This is a genomic window from Planomicrobium sp. MB-3u-38 (assembly GCF_002836425.1).
GTDB lineage: Bacteria > Bacillota > Bacilli > Bacillales_A > Planococcaceae > Planococcus > Planococcus okeanokoites.
Genome location: NZ_PJBO01000004.1, coordinates 35,558 through 52,999 on the forward strand (window position 1 = coordinate 35,558; position 17,442 = coordinate 52,999).

The following is a 17,442-nucleotide window of genomic DNA, read 5'->3' on the forward strand; positions in this document are numbered from 1 at the left end:
GGAAATGAAGATGCAAACGGCTTTCATTGGATGGAAAAGAGGCTTGATGAAATAAAAGAGAATTAGAAAAGGGGGAATTGACATGACAGAAGCAGTTTTTACAGGATTTCCAGGTTTCATAGCAAGCCAACTCATCCGCACATCCATCAATCAGGATTCGGATTTGGGGGTTACTGCTATTATATTGGCGTCTGAAAGAGAAAAAGCCGAAAAAGAAGCGAAGCGTATTGAAGAAGAGACCGGCTGCAGACCAATTCGCATCATAGATGGGGACATCACTAAAGAAGGGCTCGGACTCAAACCGGAAGATCGGTCCTTCCTGGAACAGAAAAAAATCATTTTTTGGCAGCTGGCTGCAATCTACGATTTAGCTGTGCAAAGGGATTTGGCCTGGAAAGTGAATGTTGATGGAACAAAAAATGTAAATGAATTTGTGTCCGGACTTTCAGGTCTTGAAAGGTATATGTATTTCAGTACGGCTTATGTGGCAGGAAATCGTGAAGGCGTGCTGATGGAAGATGAATTGGTGCGGCCGGAAAAGTTCAAGAATTTTTATGAGGAAACTAAATTTGAAGCGGAAGTGCTTGTCGAGGACATGAAAGAAAATTATCCAGTCACGATTATTCGTCCCGGAATTGTGCGCGGCCATTCAAAAACAGGTGAAACCATCAAATTCGACGGCCCTTACTTTTTCTTGAATATGATCGATCGGATCCGTAAAATGCCGATCATACCTTACGTTGGAAAATCTTCTTCTTATATTAATGTCGTCCCGGTGGATTATATACTTGAAGCTTCTGTATATTTGAGCAGATTGTCAGCTGCCGAAGGCGAAACGGTCCATTTGACGGATCCCGATCCGCATCCTGTCGAAGAAGTTTATCGTTCCATGGTAGTCCACCTGACCGGAAAAACGCCGAAAGGCCGCCTGCCAAAAAAAGTGGCTGCAGCAGGGCTTAAGAATAAAGGGGTCAGAAAATTGCTTGGAGTCGAAATGGAGACTCTGGATTATATGGATTGGCCAGCGTCTTTTGATACGACAGGAGCAGAGCGATTGCTGAAAGGCAGCGGCATTCAATGTGCAGATTTCCTGGAAACCATGCCGGAAATGGTCGCTTTTTATGAATTGCATAAAAATGACAAAAGCTTTCAAATTCCAATCCAATAATATTTACATTATATAAAAAGATGATATACTCATAGTACAACTAAATTTACTTTGACAGATGTCAAAGGGGAGTAGCTGTAGGGAAACCTATTTCACAGTCGTCAGTACATGGTTAACAGCCATCGGTTGTGATAGCGATTTTAATTGCTTAGCGAGACCTTTGCCTTTTATTAGGCGAGGGTCTTTTTTGCTGGCAAAAAATAGGAGGAATAGGAAATGGATAGTACAATATTATTGGAGTATGCCTGGGTCCTGCTGGTCCTGATCGGTCTGGAAGGCTTACTTGCTGCGGATAACGCAGTGGTAATGGCGGTAATGGTAAAACATCTGCCGAAAGCGCAACAAAAGAAAGCTTTATTCTATGGCTTGGCGGGGGCATTCGTTTTCCGTTTCGCCGCATTGTTTATGATCACTTTATTGGTTAATATTTGGCAGATCCAAGCACTTGGTGCAGCATATTTATTGTTTATTTCAGCTAAGCATATTTATGATCAGCGAAAAGGCGAAGATCATTCGATAGAACCGGAAGCGACAAAAGGCTCTGGTTTCTGGATGACAGTGCTGAAAATCGAATTGGCGGATATTGCGTTTGCCATCGACTCAATGCTGGCTGCTGTCGCACTGGCAGTGACGTTGCCGCATCTTAATCTGTTTGGTCTGGAAGACATCGGCGGCATCAACTCCGGCCAGTTTACAGTAATGCTTGCCGGTGGTTTGATCGGTGTCATTATCATGCGTTTTGCAGCACATAAATTCGTGCAATTGCTGGAAAAATATCCGCAATTGGAAACAGCCGCTTTTGTTGTTGTCGGCTGGGTAGGTGTGAAATTGCTCGTCATGACTTTGTCTCATGAGAAGCTGGGCGTTTTGCCGCATGACTTCCCGCATTCCACTCCGTGGACAATCACATTCTGGATTGTACTTGTAGGAATCGTAGTTGTTGGTGCGCTTGTAGGTTTGAAAAAGAATAAAGAAATCGAAAATCATTAATTTCGCTTAAAAGGCATCTTCGACAGAAGGTGTCTTTTTTTCGTTCAATTGAATAATTTCAGCAAAAATAAATTTTATTGTTTATACCCTCACAAAAAGGGGTACTGCACCGAATTTTTATTATAGAAGGAAAAATTATTCATTCTGTTCATTCTTTTCATTTTTTCCAATTCTCGTTACAATCAATATTAATGAGAAGAATGAAAGAGGTGAACCGGATGCTGCTGTCAGTATTGGCTGGATATTTCGGCCGCGGTGAGAAAAACAATGCCGAAGTGTTGGCAGTACAAGCACAAAATGGAGACCCAGAGGCAATGGAAAACTTGCTGTTGTCCTATTCACCCTTTATGAAAAAAACTGCTGGCCAGGTCTGCAAGCGGTTCATCAATGATCATGATGAAGAATACACGATAGCCCTTTCGGCTTTCCATGAAGCGGTCAATGGTTTTAATCAGGAAAAAAATGCTTCTTTTTTAACTTTTGCCCACATGGTCATCCGAAGAAGAGTTATAGATTACATCCGAAAAGAAGCCGGCAGAAAGGATTTTGCACATGACTTTCACGGTTTATCGGATGCGGATGAATTCAGGAGCGCTATTGATACTTCGGCTTCGATAAAAGATTATACGGAGCAGCAGCAAGCTGCTGCCCGCAAAGAGGAAATCGCTGAATACGAAAAATTGCTTTCCGGATACGGCATGACCTTCCAGGACTTGGTGAAAGCATCTCCTGCTCATGAAGATGCCAGGGTCACTGCAATTCAAATTGCTCAATTGGTTGCTGAAACGGAAGAGTATCAGAATTATCTGCAGCAAAAAAAGAGATTGCCGGTCAAAGAGATAGAAAAACTGGTGGAAGTTTCAAGAAAGACGATTGAGCGCAATCGGAAGTACATAATTGCAGTTGCTTTATTGTTGATGAGTGATTTGCATTATTTGAAGGATTATTTAAAGGAGCGGTTGCGGTGATGAGAATGCAAAAGGGACTGTGTATAGAATTGAATGACGAGCTATCTGTATTCATCGGACACAGCGGTGAATTTGTGCATGGCAAGCCAGTAGGGAAAGCTGCTGTGGGAGAAGAGAGCTTTTATTATCCTGAACAGGTCTTGGCTGTGCAAAAACGCAGAGCCGTAAAACCGGTATGGGCCCCTATAGCAGCCGCAGCAGCCGTTGCAGTATTATTCCTCTCTGTCCTCCTGCCGGAGCAGGAAGCATTTGCCTATGTTCAAGTCCAGGTGAATCCGGGAGTTGAGCTGGGAATCGATGATGATTATGAAGTGGTATCCATCAGGGGATTGAATTCAGACGGCCTAGAATTAATAGGGCAACTTGACGAGTGGAAGCACCACCCACTTGAAGAAGTTCTTGATGAAGTAATTGTGCTGTCGATGAATTCGACTACTGATGAAATTGTCATTACGACAGTAGCTGACGACCAGGATCAAGTTGCGGATGAAGAAGTTGTGGAATCCGTGCTGGCTATATCCGCAAAAGCGATGGCAAAAAATGTTACCGTAAAATTGAAGGAAGCTTCCAAGACTCAATGGAGAACTTCAGTCGAAAAGAGTGTGCCAGTGGGGCAGTTGATCAATAGCTCACAAAATCTGAAGAATGACAGAGCTGATGGGAAACCAGTTGATAAGAAAAATGATCAGCCATTGAAAGTGAAGGATAAGCCGGCAACTGCCGATAAGCAACAAGAGAAAGAATTGAAAGCAGCAGAAAAAGCTGAGAAGAAACAAGATAAAAATAAAGCGGAAACCAAGAATCATCCTTCTGAAAAAGAAAAAGATGTACCGCCTGGCCAGGAAAAGCGCAAAGAAACTCCTGCTGTGGAAAAAGGAAATCCTAATCCGCCAGGTCAGGAAAAACGCAACCAAGCACCCGGCCAAATCAAAAAAGATGATAACATCAAAACCGATGAGCCTGGCGGAAAAAAAGAACAAGCTCCCGGCCAGCAAAAAAGTAAAGAAAATAAAGGACCGGAGCAAGAAAAAGGTAAATCGCCAAATGAAAATGAAAAATCTTCAAAAGCAAAAAATGCACCGGATAAATCCAAGCCGGATGTATCAGGGCCTCAAAGTTCAATAGAAAAAAATAATCTGAAACAGCCACTTGAAAAGAGCGGCAAGTCCAATCCCAGCAGCACAAATGGCAAAGGCAATACGAGTAAGAACAAGAATGAATAGGACGGAAACAGCAGAAAGTATTTTTCTGCTGTTTTTTAGATGGAAACGGGTGAATTTCCGATTTCCCTTTCTTTTTTTTTATACTTTACTTAGAATAAGGAGATAACCGAAGTCGAAAGGATTTCCAGCATATGAATAAATCGTTCCAAAGAATTCGCAATCTAACACCAGCACAGGCAATTGCGGCCTATTATTTTGCAGCCATCGCTATGTCCTTTCTGCTGCTCAGGCTGCCGGGGGTTCATCAGGAGGGCGTCAGCATCCCATTGATCGATACCCTTTTTACAGCTATAAGTGCTGTGAGTGTCACTGGCCTGACAGTTATCAATATCTCTGAAACTTACACGGTTTTCGGCATCGTGCTGCTGATGGTGATCCTTCAACTAGGCGGCATCGGCATCATGTCCATCGGTACATTTTTCTGGCTGCTGTTGGGGAAGCGCATCGGCCTGCGTGAGCGGCAATTGATAATGGTCGACCATAACCAGTTAAGCATGGCAGGGGTAGTCAAATTGATCCGAAATATCATTTCGATTCTTTTATTGATTGAATTGATTGGGGCAATCATCCTTACTTTATATTTTCTGCAGTATTACGATACCTTCAGCGAAGCGTTGCTGCAGGGTGTCTTCGCCTCAGTAACAGCAACAACCAATGGCGGTTTTGATATCACCGGTGCATCATTGGTTCCTTATTTCAATGATTATTTTGTCCAAGTCATCAATATGATCCTGATTATACTTGGCGCAATCGGTTTCCCGGTGCTGATCGAACTGAAAGAATTCTTATCGAATAGAGATAAGAATTTCCGTTTTTCCTTATTCACAAAAATAACAGTGAGCACATTCGGGATTCTGCTTGCAATCGGTACGTTGGGTATACTTGCGCTTGAGTCATTTAAAGCATTCAAAGATATGTCATGGCATGAGACATTATTCGCGGCTATCTTCCATTCCGTATCTTCAAGGTCAGGCGGACTTGTTACGTTTGATATCACCCAATTCGATGAAGCGACAAATGTATTCATGAGTGTTCTCATGTTTATCGGAGCTTCCCCCAGTTCCGCTGGCGGAGGCATCCGGACGACAACCCTGGCGATAGCTATCCTTTTCCTCATCAATTTCGCTCGGGGCAAAAACACGATACAGATATTCAAAAGGGAAATCCAGTTGATCGACGTATTTCGTTCATATGCCGTTATTATCCTGGCGATGTTCATGGTCATTGTTTCTACAATGATCCTGTTCATAACGGAACCGGAAGCTTCAGCTATAGAAATCATTTTTGAGATCACAAGTGCATTCGGTACTTGTGGGATGTCCCTGGGAATAACGGATGATTTGTCTTCTTTCGGGAAGTTGACGATCATGGTCCTGATGTTCATCGGGCGTGTCGGACTTATTTCATTCCTGTTTACAATCGGCGGAAAAACCGATCCGACGAAATTCCACTATCCAAAGGAACGTGTGATTATCGGATAATATCTGATTAGACAACAAGGGATGCCATTTTCATGGAAAAAGGCTATAATCTTATTTATAGTGTTTAATAAGTGGAAAAGAGTGGATAGTATGAATGAAGAAATACGAAGATCTTTAAAATTATTTATTGTCATGTCGCGGGCACATAAAGCGATTTCTGAACAAGCCAATCAGTTTTTTCAGGCCAATGGCGTCAATCCGACCGAATTTGCCGTAATGGAATTGCTCTATCATAAAGGAAAACAGCCGCTTCAGAAAATAGGCGGAAAAATTCTTCTGGCTAGTGGCTCCATTACGTATGTAATCGATAAGTTGGAAAAACGCGGCTATATTACACGGGTTAATTGTCCAACTGACCGCCGTGTGACCTATGCTGAAATTTCCGAAGAAGGAAAAGAGTTCATGGCGCGCATTTTTCCTGAACATGAAAAAAATCTTCATGAGCTGACGGATGCACTGTCACCTGAAGAAAAAGACACTGCAATTGAATTGATGAAAAAACTGGGACTTTCCATTAAGGATTTGTCCTACTGATGGAAAAAAAGAGGCTATCCTGAAAATTCAGGATAGCCTCTTTTTTGATTATTATTGCAATGGAGCTGGAGAACCGCTCGCTTATTTGGGTGTGATCGTCTTGCCCATGTTTAAAAATTCTTCAGTGACTCCAGCATCTGTCAGATCGAATATTGTAAGTTTAACAATCAATCCTTCTTTCTCAAAGACTGCACCAGTCACTTTACCGTTATCCGTCGGAATTTCATAAACAGCGGAGTTTGTGAACTTAGAGTCTTCAAAAGCCGGCAGCTCTGTCAATTCAGCATCTTCGTTGGATGCTTTCAATATTTGTTGGATGGAATCATCCGCAAAAGCAAAATCCGCTTCCTCCGGTTTGAAAGTCTCTACACGCATGAATAATTCATCATTTTCACTGGAAAAGACAACATCTTTGTTTGGCTCTTCAGCAGTAAGCTCATATCCCGGAAGCAAGTGAATTTCGTAGGCTTGCGATTCGCTTACTGTAGGTGTACCTTCACTGGCTGCAGGGTTTTCTTCCTGAGCTTCTGTACTTTCTTCAGCTGGTTCTTCTTCAGCTGACTCATCCGCTTCTTCTGCAGTTTCTTCTGTTGTTTCTTCAGCATCTTCTTCTGTTGCAGTTTCCTCTGAAGTTGTTGTTTCATTTTGTTCGGTATTAGTGGTTGCAGTACCGTTTGTCTCTTCGGTCGATTCGTCCGAACCACAAGCGGCCATTAAACCACTAAGTGCCAATACTGATGCTGCAAAGAATAATTTTTTACTCATATAATTTCACTCCTTTTGTAAAGTAGACGCATGAATCTGGAAATCGTTTCACTATTAATAAAAAAAATAAGTAAATATTGCCTTTTGATTGTAACAAAGAATTTAAAAAAATGCTTTGTTAAATTGTTTCCCGATCTGCGTTTCCGCTTTTCTAATTGTCCAGACTCCAGCGCCCAGCCCCTCGAGTCGCTTCAGCCATGCCATTAATGGCAAAGAACGCCATTATCGTCAAGGCTTCCAGCGCTTGTCAGGGCTAAACGGGCTTTTCCGCTTTTCTTTCTAAAAAGGGAAAACAATAAAAATCAACACCATTAACAGAAGGTGGGCTATGATAAGCGCCGGCATGCTTTTTTTCTTTTCATAAAGATAGCCAAGGATTAAACCGACTGCGGTTCCTGCAAATATTCCCGGCCAAAAATCCGCCAGCCATAGGGTCAAGCCGAAAAGGACGGCAGCTATCGGCACAACAGCGTATGCCGGCACATATTGCTTAAGCTGATGCTGAACAAATCCGCGCCAGAATAGTTCTTCGCCAGGAACAACTATAAACATCAATAAGAGCAGATGCCAAATTGATGCTGGCGTGAATATTGCGAGGAAGTCAGCAGTGGAAGCAACTGAACCGACACCCAGCAGCTGGAGCAGATGGTAACCCGCAAACAGGATCAGATACATTGCTGCTGCTGCTGAAATTCCATAAGCAAATGACTTCCATGTACGCATTTCTTCATGGATTTCACCGAATAAAACAGCAACGGACATTAAAATCAGTAAAGCGAAAGTATACATATACCAAAAAATGGAAATATCATCGAAGGCCAGGTTGTATAAACCATAAGCGATGGGAAGTATGTACAATAATTTGTGTTTTGTTAAAAAGCGCAGCATAAAATATCCTCCTATAATCTAAAAGACAAGTTTTGCCGTTTTATGGTAAAACTAACACTGTCCGGAAACAGTCCTTGTTGTATAATAAATGGAAGAGCTGTTGCCGAACTCAGGCAAACTCTTTGTCCGCTATGTATTATAACAGACTTGAAGCACAGGAAATAATGAAAAAGGAGAATTAAAAAATGACAGATTACAATGAATTATTAGACCGGCTGAAATCCGGTGAAATCGAATCCATTACAGTTGAAAAAGAAGACTTTCTCAATTTCCGCACCGTATTGATTGCCCGACAGGACTTCAAGCATTTTCGAGGCGAAGCGTTTCATCACGGCAAGACAGTTTATAAATACACACAGGAACCGAGTAAATAATAATTTACATAAAACAAAAGGGGTGCGTTGAATGGGGAATTTAAAACGAGTAAAAGAGCATTTGAATGATTTGGTTGTGGGTCGCGAAAAAGAGATCGATTTTATGCTGATTGCTCTGATCCAGCAAGGTCATGTATTGCTCGAAAGTGTACCGGGTTCGGGTAAGACATGGATGGCGAAAGCTTTTGCGGGATCTTTCAGCGGCTTGTTCCGCCGTCTTCAATTTACCCCGGATGTGTTGCCTTCAGACGTGACGGGCATCCGTTTCTTCAATCCGAAAAATCAGGAGTTCGAGCTTCGTCCCGGCGCCGTAATGGCCAATATCTTATTGGCTGATGAAATAAATCGGGCAACTCCTCGCACACAGTCAAGTCTGCTGGAATCAATGGAAGAGAAACAAGCGACAATCGACGGGGAAACTTTGCAGCTGCCACAGCCATTCATGGTCATTGCTACACAGAATCCAGTAGAATCCCAGCAAGGCACTTTCCCATTGCCGGCCGCTCAATTGGACCGTTTCCTTTTCCGTCTGGAAATTGGATATCCCGATTACGATGAAGAAATGTCGATCATCCGAAACTTCCGCGACAATGTTTCCCATAAAAAAGAAATAATGAGCATTGCATCGGTGGATGATGTGGCAGCATGGTCTAATGGCGCAAGTGAAGTCAGTGTCCATGAGGATATTGAAAAATACATTTTGAATTTGGTGCGTGCAACCCGTGAACATCCTTCAATCGAACTGGGGCTAAGTTCCAGAGCGGCGCTTGCCCTGGTCCACGCTGCCCAAGGTAAAGCGTATTTGGATGGACGCGATTTCGTAACACCTGATGACGTCAAATACATACTTGAACCAGTTGCTGTCCATCGGCTTCTTTTGACTGTTGAAGGAATGCTTGTCCAGGATCCGGAGACATTGCTGAAAGAAATTTCCTCATCAGTGGCATCGCCGGTCGAGGCTTATTGAAATGACTTGGATCCGCCATGATTACGGTATAAAAAACACTAAATGGGCTTTTGGCTTCATAATCGTCCTGTTCTTTATGTCTATGGTATTTCTTCAATTTACAGCTGCTGCCATTACGGCATTCATCGGATTTATTGTAGCACTGCAATTGGCTTATTTTTCAAAGCTGGGAGACAAGCTTATTTTCAATAATCCTAAAATCAGAAAAAGAGTATTGAATGGCGGAGACTCGAATTGGGAGTTGTCTTTTGAAAATAAAGGGCTGCCAATTTGGGGAGGGAACCTGAAAATCTGGTTCATCGATACAGTCGTTCCGGCAGGGCAGGAAGCCGGCAGCTATACAGAACTGGTTGAGCTCGATATCCCTTTTACGGCAGGTCATAAAGAATCGGTGGTTTTAAAAGTTCCGGTAACAGGCAAACGCCGGGGGTTGTCCCGCATTAAGAAAATGGAGCTATCGATTCCGCATCCATTCGGTCAGGGCAGCCTGATGCTCGAATATGGGGGGATGATCCTGCAGGAACAGCTTGTTTACCCGAAACTCCGCAAATATCAATTTCGATACGCGCCATCAAAACAGAAACCCGGGCAATTCAATTTGAAGCATTCGCTTTTCGAAGATTTATTCCAGCCGATCGGCACAAGGGACTATGTCCCGACAGACCAATTCAATCAAATCCACTGGAAAGCAAGCGCCAGGATGCAGACCTACCAAACGAAGGTCTATAATCACGTAGCGAATGAAGCGATGCTTTTTGTGTTGAATGTCGCCGACCGCTATGCGGCAATTTCCAATCTGGAAGAAAGAATAGAAGAGTTGGCTTCTTATATCGAAAATTGCTTCAGCGAAGGGGTGCCTTATGCCATTGCGATAAATGTACGGTCCGCAGGCAAGATCCCTTATCTTTATTTAGCGCCGGGGGAAGGCGGCAGGCAAAGGCAGCATGCCCTGGAGCTTCTGTCGGTTATCTCAAAAAACAATTCAACCATGCCATTCGCTTCGATGATTGCACATCTCGACCTTCATACGGAGCTGCCTTACACGACTTATCTTATGACAGACAATGTTGAGAGTATCCGCAAGTATATTCCGAAGTGGAGCAGGAAAACAGAATTGAAAATTCTGCGCACAAGCGAAGGGCGGGTGATTGCATGACTGCCAGATTTTCATCAGTCACCGCATATATTCAGGACGCTTTCCTCATCTCGTTTGTATTTCTGTTTATCGATGCCGGTGCCAGGTTCCCTTTGGTATTAATCTGGCTGGGATTGGCTATGGCTACAGCCCTGACAGCAGCAGCTGTCAGCTGGCGGAAACCTTACAATCCGACCCCTGTGCTGATTGCCGCAAGTTTGGTTATGGCATTAGCGCTGCTTGCCGGTGTGACTGCCGGAACTTTCATTGTCTTAACAATAATTTCCTTGTACCGGCTGCATGCAAGGTTTTCTGAGCTCGAAGATAAAAACAGCGGAGAAAGTTTCTTTTTAATCATGTTTTTGGTGATCTTCACCATCTCACTGGTTTTAAGTATATTTAATCCGCTGGGCAGTTCACAGCTTCTGTTGTTTCCGACAGCGGCAGCTGCGATTATATTTTACACCGTGTCGCGATTATTTTACCGCTACCTGAATGCACGGAAGGAAGGCGCAAAACTATGGCAGGCAATTGCCGCTTCAACCGGCATCATCGCAATAGCCAGTTCGGCTGCATTCATCTTCCATATACTTGCCGATGAAATACGGCATTTGGCTGGTTCCGTTCTGGGTGGAATCCTGACCATTGTCTTATGGCCGTTCGCCGGTGTGCTGAATTGGCTGGTGAATTTTATAAATGGACTTTCCACTGAGGAAGAGAAGCTGGATAATCTGAGCAATATGGAAGAACAAGCAGAGCAGCCGGAAGACCTTCCTTATTCGGGAGGGCTGGAATTTGATTATACAATCATTGCAGGTGTTGGCATTGTGCTTGCGGTAATCATCGGAATTCTGCTGATTCGGAAGATCAAGCCTGATGTTGCCAATCAAAAAGAGGAATCCGTGGCTGAAATCAGCCGTTTCTCTGAGATTGCCGAAAAATTAGAAGAACCTGAACCAGCCAGAGGGTATAATCTGGTCAATATCCACGAAATCCGAAAAGCCTTCAGGGAATTTGAACAAAAAGCGCTTATTGCCGAAAAGGGACGGTTGGAACATGAAACCGTCAGGGAATGGGCGAATCGTGAAGCATTGCCGTTTACTGAATCCTTTTTTAAAACGTACGATAAAGTGCGATACAGCAACGGACTTATAGAAAACAGGGAAGCTTCTCCTTTTGTAGAAGAGCTGGAAAAAATAAATGAAAATTTTTTTAGGGAAAATGTTTAAAGCCACATTTATCTGGGCATACTAATAAAGAACACAGCAACATTCTCATTTCCCCCTTTTGTGGTCGGTCCTTAACTGGATCGGCTTCTTTTTTTTGCCCATTTCCCCCACTCGCTTTTCTATTGTCCAGACTCCAGTGCCTAGCTCTTCGGGATATAAGTCAAACCAGCTGCGTGGCAAAGGACGCCACTACGCTGATTCGCCTTATACCTTTCAGAGCTGGTCAGGCACTTCCGCTTTTCTACTGTCCAGACTCCAACGGCCAACTCCTCGGTCTTAAGCTGCCCTTCCTGTGCGGCAAAGAGCGCCGCTTCGGAAGTTCATCTTAATCCTGCCGGAGCTGAACGGCCGTTTCCGCTTTTCTACACTATTTAATGAATATACAGAAGATTTTTGCTAAACTGAAGATAGCTTGAAAAAGGAGGATACATATGAAGGTAGGATTTATCGGAACGGGAGTCATGGGAAACAGCCTGGTGAAGCACCTTCTCGATGAAGGGCACGAAGTTTCCGTCTATACACGAACGGCCTCTAAAGCTCAGAATTTAGTGGAAGCTGGGGCTGAATGGCAGGAATCTCCGAAAATGGTGGCAATGGATGCCGAAGTTATTTTTACGATGGTCGGCTACCCTTCAGATGTCGAAGAAATTTATTTCGGGGAAGAAGGCATCATCAACAATGCCAAAGAAGGAACTGTGCTGGTCGATATGACTACATCAAAACCGGAACTTGCCCGTGAAATTTTTAAAGCCGCACTCCAGAAGGGCCTTTCAGCTTTGGATGCACCTGTTTCGGGTGGAGACATCGGTGCGAGAAATGGTTTATTGTCGATTATGGTCGGTGGGGAAGAAAGCAGTTTTAAGCAGGTGCAGCCTTTGCTGGATCTCTTTGGCGGAAATATTGTTTATCAAGGGCCGGCTGGTTCAGGGCAGCATACAAAAATGTGCAATCAGATTATCATTGCTTCCAATATGATGGGAGTGAGCGAATCGTTGATTTATGCGCTGAAAGCGGATCTTGATCCGGAAACTGTACTTCTGTCCATTTCTTCAGGTGCAGCGGGCTCCTGGTCTTTATCGAACCTAGCGCCAAAAATGATTTCACGTAATTTCGAACCCGGATTCTATATCAAACACTTCATCAAAGATATGAAGATTGCATTGGAAGAAGCGGATTTGATGGGACTTGATCTTCCTGCCCTCCGCCTGTCGCTCCGCCTCTTCGAGAATCTGGCTGAAAAAGGCTATCAGGATAAAGGGACTCAGGCATTGATTGTCCAATATGAAGATACTAATAATAAAGAGCCGAAGACAATTTAGTCCCGGCTCTCTTCATCAATCGAAATATGATTTTTTAGGTGAATAGAATCTGTTCATTTCCCTCGGCTGATAAGCTTTTCCGGGATTTGCTGCGGCTGTGTCCTTTTTCACCGGCTGCAGGCCGGTCAGCTCACTCAGGATCTCTTTGGCAGAACGCAAGTTCATCCTGCTTGCGGGATTCCGATAAGACTCATCGAGGTGGCCGAGGTGTTCAAGATTCTCAAAGTCTTCTTTTTTCGGCAGCATGTGAAAATAATAGTCTCCACATTTTACGAGGACAGAAGATTGCTGTTGGCTTTTACGGGGGTTTTTACTGAAGTGCAGCCCTATTTTCTGAGCGCGATCCTGGAGAATCATTTTATTTAACGCCTCTTTTTTCAAGGCATATAAATAGTGATTATCTGAAGCGGTCTTTGCGTGCCTGTTGACTGTGAAAATAGCCTGGGCAATTTCAGAATCCATTCGGGAGTTAGACATAGGCTCATTCCTTTCTAAGAGGATTATATTCTAAAAACAACTTCATTATATCAAAATTTTCTTGCAATGTGTATAACAAGTATCAGGAATATTGGTTCATTTGAGGAAATAGGCGTAATTTGTCATTTTTACATACAAAATCATATGAGGCCAAAAGGAGGAATTTGATATGTTTCAAGATCAGACAATTATTATTACTGGTGGTTCAAGCGGGATGGGATACCATATGGCGGAAAGATTTGCTGCTGAGGGAGCAAACGTCGTCATTACAGGACGTGATATGGAAAAATTGAACGATGCCGTTAAAAATATGGCAGACGCTAAAGGCACCGTTGAAGTTTTTCAAATGGATGTCAGGGAGCCGGAACATGCAAAAGCGATGGTTAAATTTGCCCATGAAAAATTCGGCCGTATTGATGGACTGGTAAATAATGCAGCCGGTAATTTCATTGTCCATGCGGAAAAACTATCTCCGAACGGATGGAAATCAGTTGTGGATATCGTATTGAATGGTACATTTTTCTGTTCCCACGCGGTCGGAAATTATTGGATTGAAAATGAAACAAAAGGAAATATCCTGAATATGCTCGCTACTTATGCGTGGAATGCCGGAGCAGGTGTGGCGCATTCAGCTGCAGCAAAAGCGGGAGTCATGTCGCTGACACGCACGCTTGCTGTAGAGTGGGGAACTCAGTTCGGAATCCGTGTAAATGGCATTGCACCGGGACCTATTGAACGTACTGGCGGCGCTGATAAACTATGGGAATCAGAAAAAGCGGCGAAACGCACACTGGAATCGATTCCTCTCGGCCGATTGGGCAAACCGGAAGAAATTGCGGAATTGGCTGCTTTCATCATGTCGGATAAAGCTTCCTATATGAATGGGGAGATTGTGACGCTGGATGGCGGACAATGGCTGAATAAATTTCCTTTTTAAGTAAATAATACTCTCTTTTAAATAGTTTCATGTTTGGTGATGTGTTATGATGAAATCGGAGTGATTAGCATCAGTTTATGATGCAAAAGGAGTAGAGCGCATGATTTCATTACCAAGCAAAGACTTTCTTGAAACTCAAATAGAAGATTATATTATTTCATCTGAAAAAGTCGCCCACGTTCAACTGGGCAATAGCGCAGAACATGCATTGCTGGTTCTGACGAAAACGGGTTACTCGGCAATCCCTGTCCTGGATATGAAATACCGTTTCCAGGGGCTGATCAATACTCAGCGTATTACGGAATCCATACTCGGTCTGGACCATATTGAATATGAAAAATTACCGGAAATCAAAGTGCAGGAAATTATGCAGACGGATATTCCATTGATCAAAATAACTGAACGTTTTCAAAAGGCGCTGGACCTGCTGATTGATCAGAATTTCCTTTGTGTGGTTGATGACGACGGATTGTTCATGGGTATTTTGACAAGACGGGTCGTATTGAAACAATTGAAGAAACAGATTTATCAAATCCGAAATAATCAATGAATGGAGGGCCTCGAAGTAAGAGGCCTTTTTTGTTGTTCAATTTGAAATGAGGGCTCAGAGATATGAAGACGACAAATCGTCCACTTGTTTTGATCTCGGTGATGCTGGCGATGTTTGTTGGAGCGGTGGAGGCTACCATCGTTGCTACGGCAATGCCGAGTATTGCGGCGGACTTGGGTGGCTTTGCTAAATACAGCTGGGTGTTTTCCGCCTATCTTCTGATGAATACTGTAACAGTCCTGATTTACGGTAAATTATCGGATATTTTCGGACGTAAACCGATTTTCACTTTCGGCATACTGTTGTTCCTGTTCGGTTCACTTATGTGCGGTCTTGCCGACTCAATGGATCAATTAATTCTCTACAGGCTGATTCAAGGGATGGGAGCAGGAGCGGTATTGCCGATTGCCACTACCATCGTCGGTGATATCTATTCCGCAGAAGAACGTGCGAAAATACAGGGTTACCTTTCGAGCGTCTGGGGCATTTCCGCAGTTTCAGGGCCTGCTATCGGAGGGATCCTGGTTGCAACTGTAGGTTGGGAGTATGTATTTTGGGTGAATATCCCATTAGGCATCCTGGCGCTTGCAGGTGTACTGATTTTCCTGCAGGAACCTAAAAGAACCGGCAAACCTTCCATCGACTATGCCGGAGCGATTTTATTGACCATCGGTTTAGTGAGTTTATTATATGTCCTGGTTGAAGGCGGGGTCGGTTTTGAGTGGTTTTCCGCTACTGCGGCATTACTCATTTCACTGTCAGCAACGGCGTTCATCTTATTCGTCCTGGTTGAACGAAAAGTGAAAGAACCCATCATGCCGTTTGAAATATGGAGAAATAAAACAATCTTATATGCTAATCTTGTTTCTCTTACAACGGGCATCATTTTAATCTCTGTTTCAAGTTATCTGCCGACCTATGTGACGGGTGTCATGGAACAGCCTGCCGCCATCGCCGGTTTTACCCTGACTGCCATGTCGATCGGCTGGCCGATTGCTTCGACTTTGTCCGGAAGGCTATTGATCAGAATCGGTTATTTCCGGACGTCGCTTGCGGGAGGATTATTTTTGGTGGCCGGTGCTTTGTTGTTTGTCCTTATGCGGCCAGAGGCAGGTCCGTGGTGGGCTGCATTATCGAGCTTTGTCATCGGCATCGGTATGGGGTTGACGAGCACTGCGTTTATCGTCTCGATCCAAAGTGCTGTCACTTACGAAAAGCGGGGAGTTGCGACAGCATCCAATATGTTCATGCGTAATCTCGGAAGTACGATCGGGGTGGCGCTGCTCGGTACTGTACTTAATACATCGCTGCTGAAATATTTTGAGTCCAGTAATAAAAATTATGGTCTGGATTCAATTAATTCATTGCTTACGGTGGACAGCAGGGCGGATATGCCGCTAGAAGAACTGCGTTTCCTGCAAGGGGGATTATCCCTGGCGCTTCAGAATGTCTATGCTTTTATGGCTGTTTTTGCCGTTGTCAGCCTGTTGCTGATCTTCGGTCTGCCGAGGGATAAAGGAGTGAAGAAAAATGTCGAATGAAGAAATGATCATCAAAATACTGGCTGAAGAAGGCAATATGAGAAAAGCGTCGGAACGCCTCTTCCTTTCTCAGCCAGCTTTATCTCAAAGACTGCAATCCATAGAAAAAGAATGGGGCCAGCAATTATTCATCCGTTCGCAGAAAGGGCTGACTCCAACGCCTGCAGGTGAACTGGTCATCAGCTACGCCAATGAAATGCTGCAGCGCAAGGAAGAAGTATTTGAAGTGCTGCATACGCTGACGTCAAAAGTGCATGGCACTTTGAAGATAGCCTGTGCATCCATCATCGGTCAGAATTGGCTGCCGAAAGTCCTGAAGGATTTTGTAACTCTGTATCCGCAGGCTAAAATCCAGCTGATTACGGGTTGGAGTTCAGAAATCACAAGAGCATTATATGAAGGAGAAGCCCACATTGGCATTGTGAGGGGGCACACAGATTGGAAAGGGAAGAAAATTCATTTGTTCCGGGATACCTTGTATCTGGTCGATAAAGAAATCGATTCTCTCGAGCAGGTGATGGAGACGGAACGGCCTTTCATCCAATTTAAAAGCGATTCCAATTATTACGAAGAAATTCAGCAATGGTGGCAGAAACACTTTGCTTCCAATCCGAAAAGGCAGATTACAGTGGACCAAATCGAGACATGCAAGCAGATGGCGGTGAATGGGATCGGCTACGCCATCCTTCCTTCAATAACATTAAACGGAACGGAAGATGTGCACACGGTCGCATTGGCAAGCAACGCGGAAGAGCTCGAATTGACCCGGGATACATGGCTTATCGGCTATGATTCCGCTTTTGAATTGCGTCAGGTTTCAGCTTTTGTTGAAATTGTGCAAAAACACGCCGCTTTATTGGACTAGAATGATGAATTATCTTGCATTTTCCGTTATA

18 protein-coding genes are annotated in these 17,442 nt (G+C 43.8%); 15 read left to right on the forward strand and 3 right to left on the reverse strand.

Features of this window, described 5'->3' with window-relative positions:
- Positions 1–82 precede the first annotated feature (82 nt).
- The 6 genes from CXF70_RS02920 (at position 83) to CXF70_RS02945 (ending at position 6,364) form a co-directional block, all read left to right on the forward strand.
- Entirely contained in the window at positions 83–1,168 is a 1,086-nt protein-coding gene (locus CXF70_RS02920; RefSeq protein ID WP_101801471.1) for an SDR family oxidoreductase, read from the forward strand.
- A 216-nt stretch (positions 1,169–1,384) separates the two neighbouring features.
- Complete coding sequence (locus CXF70_RS02925; RefSeq protein WP_101801472.1) at positions 1,385–2,158, forward strand: TerC family protein; 774 nt, start codon at positions 1,385–1,387, stop codon at positions 2,156–2,158.
- Between the two features lie 218 nt (positions 2,159–2,376).
- Positions 2,377–3,126: an RNA polymerase sigma-I factor gene (gene sigI, locus CXF70_RS02930; RefSeq protein ID WP_101801473.1), complete on the forward strand. Its 750-nt coding sequence runs from the start codon at positions 2,377–2,379 to the stop codon at positions 3,124–3,126.
- The gene (locus CXF70_RS02935) at positions 3,126–4,349 is read left to right on the forward strand and encodes an anti-sigma-I factor RsgI family protein (protein ID WP_101801474.1); all 1,224 of its coding nucleotides are present in this window, start codon (positions 3,126–3,128) and stop codon (positions 4,347–4,349) included. Before sigI ends, CXF70_RS02935 begins: the two co-directional genes overlap by 1 nt.
- A gap of 131 nt (positions 4,350–4,480) precedes the next feature.
- Complete coding sequence (locus CXF70_RS02940) at positions 4,481–5,830, forward strand: TrkH family potassium uptake protein (RefSeq protein ID WP_101801475.1); 1,350 nt, start codon at positions 4,481–4,483, stop codon at positions 5,828–5,830.
- A gap of 90 nt (positions 5,831–5,920) precedes the next feature.
- Positions 5,921–6,364 carry a MarR family winged helix-turn-helix transcriptional regulator gene (locus CXF70_RS02945; RefSeq protein WP_084244812.1) on the forward strand — a complete coding sequence of 148 codons (444 nt, stop codon included), beginning with the start codon at positions 5,921–5,923 and terminating at the stop codon, positions 6,362–6,364.
- Between the two features lie 81 nt (positions 6,365–6,445).
- Here the strand turns inward: CXF70_RS02945 and CXF70_RS02950 are convergent, their stop codons facing one another.
- Complete coding sequence (locus CXF70_RS02950; RefSeq protein ID WP_101801476.1) at positions 6,446–7,129, reverse strand: hypothetical protein; 684 nt, start codon at positions 7,127–7,129, stop codon at positions 6,446–6,448.
- A 279-nt stretch (positions 7,130–7,408) separates the two neighbouring features.
- Positions 7,409–8,017 (reverse strand): CPBP family intramembrane glutamic endopeptidase, encoded by a 609-nt coding sequence (locus CXF70_RS02955; RefSeq protein ID WP_101801477.1) that lies wholly within the window; start codon positions 8,015–8,017, stop codon positions 7,409–7,411.
- A gap of 185 nt (positions 8,018–8,202) precedes the next feature.
- Here CXF70_RS02955 and CXF70_RS02960 point away from each other — a divergent pair, with 185 nt between their 5' ends.
- The 5 genes from CXF70_RS02960 to CXF70_RS02980 all read left to right on the forward strand — a co-directional run bounded on the left by CXF70_RS02960 (position 8,203) and on the right by CXF70_RS02980 (position 13,041).
- The gene (locus CXF70_RS02960) at positions 8,203–8,391 is read left to right on the forward strand and encodes a type 2 periplasmic-binding domain-containing protein (protein WP_101801478.1); all 189 of its coding nucleotides are present in this window, start codon (positions 8,203–8,205) and stop codon (positions 8,389–8,391) included.
- Between the two features lie 31 nt (positions 8,392–8,422).
- Positions 8,423–9,358 carry an AAA family ATPase gene (locus CXF70_RS02965; RefSeq protein WP_101801479.1) on the forward strand — a complete coding sequence of 312 codons (936 nt, stop codon included), beginning with the start codon at positions 8,423–8,425 and terminating at the stop codon, positions 9,356–9,358.
- Between the two features lies 1 nt (position 9,359).
- On the forward strand, positions 9,360–10,514 hold the full coding sequence (locus tag CXF70_RS02970) for a DUF58 domain-containing protein (protein WP_101801480.1): 1,155 nt from the start codon (positions 9,360–9,362) through the stop codon (positions 10,512–10,514).
- Complete coding sequence (locus tag CXF70_RS02975; RefSeq protein WP_101801481.1) at positions 10,511–11,722, forward strand: hypothetical protein; 1,212 nt, start codon at positions 10,511–10,513, stop codon at positions 11,720–11,722. Before CXF70_RS02970 ends, CXF70_RS02975 begins: the two co-directional genes overlap by 4 nt.
- A 431-nt stretch (positions 11,723–12,153) precedes the next feature.
- A complete protein-coding gene (locus CXF70_RS02980; protein ID WP_101801482.1) occupies positions 12,154–13,041 on the forward strand; it encodes an NAD(P)-dependent oxidoreductase in 888 nt (295 codons plus the stop codon).
- Positions 13,042–13,056: 15 nt separating this feature from the next.
- Here CXF70_RS02980 and CXF70_RS02985 read toward each other — a convergent pair whose 3' ends face one another.
- Positions 13,057–13,518 carry a YkyB family protein gene (locus CXF70_RS02985; RefSeq protein WP_084244828.1) on the reverse strand — a complete coding sequence of 154 codons (462 nt, stop codon included), beginning with the start codon at positions 13,516–13,518 and terminating at the stop codon, positions 13,057–13,059.
- A 169-nt stretch (positions 13,519–13,687) separates the two neighbouring features.
- Between CXF70_RS02985 and fadH the strand changes: the two genes are divergently transcribed.
- From fadH to CXF70_RS03005, 4 genes are all read left to right on the forward strand, one after another.
- Positions 13,688–14,455, forward strand: coding sequence for a 2,4-dienoyl-CoA reductase (gene fadH, locus CXF70_RS02990; RefSeq protein ID WP_101801483.1), 768 nt, complete (start codon positions 13,688–13,690; stop codon positions 14,453–14,455).
- 100 nt (positions 14,456–14,555) lie between these two features.
- Positions 14,556–15,005 carry a cyclic-di-AMP-binding protein CbpB gene (gene cbpB, locus CXF70_RS02995; RefSeq protein WP_084244833.1) on the forward strand — a complete coding sequence of 150 codons (450 nt, stop codon included), beginning with the start codon at positions 14,556–14,558 and terminating at the stop codon, positions 15,003–15,005.
- A gap of 62 nt (positions 15,006–15,067) precedes the next feature.
- Positions 15,068–16,546 (forward strand): MDR family MFS transporter, encoded by a 1,479-nt coding sequence (locus CXF70_RS03000; protein ID WP_101801484.1) that lies wholly within the window; start codon positions 15,068–15,070, stop codon positions 16,544–16,546.
- Positions 16,536–17,411, forward strand: a complete 876-nt coding sequence (locus CXF70_RS03005; protein WP_084244837.1) for a transcriptional regulator CcpC — start codon at positions 16,536–16,538, stop codon at positions 17,409–17,411. The genes CXF70_RS03000 and CXF70_RS03005 overlap by 11 nt, the downstream gene beginning before the upstream one ends.
- The last annotated feature ends 31 nt before the right edge of the window (positions 17,412–17,442 follow it).